This window comes from Deinococcus roseus, assembly GCF_014646895.1.
GTDB lineage: Bacteria > Deinococcota > Deinococci > Deinococcales > Deinococcaceae > Deinococcus_C > Deinococcus_C roseus.
On sequence record NZ_BMOD01000095.1, the window covers coordinates 1 to 595 of the forward strand.

Here is a 595-nt window from a genome sequence, read left to right on the forward strand (position 1 = left end):
ACGTGAGGATTGGGAGAAACAGGGGTTATATCTGCGGTATTTGCCTGCGTATTGTCCGTTTTTGAACTTGATCGAGACCACCTGGCGGAAGTTGAAGGGCTTTTTGATGCCCAGACGGTGCTACAACTCCGTGGCGGAGCTAACGGAGGCCTTGCTGGCCGCCTTCAAGCTGCTTGGAGCCGTGCAAATCTGATGTTTATCCGGGAGGTACTTAGATCCACTTGCACAACCTCTTTCGTGATCCTGCAATAGGTGTTGCTGACGGTTTTCAGCTGCAAGGCACTCTTGGTCAGGTTCTGGGGCTGGATGCCTGCACTTTCCCCAACCACGATTTCGGTCAGACCCAGCACTTTGAACCGGGCCTCTCCATGGGAGGGCAGGGAAGTGGGGTTGGAAGCACAGGAGGCCAGCAAAAGGGTCAGGGCAAGGGTACTCCCTCCCATGCGCAGCACCGGAGAAAAGGACTTCAGCATCCGGGGTCCCCAATTTCACAGATGCTTCCTGTCATCACCTGGGTCGTTCGTTGAGATGATTGTGTGTTAGGCCAGGCTCCCAGGTGGGAGAATGGACCTGTCATGCCCCCTCGAGTCGGTAA

General features: G+C 55.5%; 2 protein-coding genes. One reads left to right on the top strand and one right to left on the bottom strand.

Going from position 1 to position 595, the window contains the following annotated elements:
* Positions 1-193: transposase (locus tag IEY52_RS26535; protein WP_189009731.1), on the top strand; the 193-nt coding region annotated here is incomplete at its 5' end.
* Here IEY52_RS26535 and IEY52_RS26540 read toward each other — a convergent pair.
* Entirely contained in the window at positions 165-473 is a 309-nt protein-coding gene (locus IEY52_RS26540) for a hypothetical protein (protein WP_189009734.1), read from the bottom strand. The genes IEY52_RS26535 and IEY52_RS26540 overlap by 29 nt on opposite strands.
* Positions 474-595: the final 122 nt, after the last annotated feature.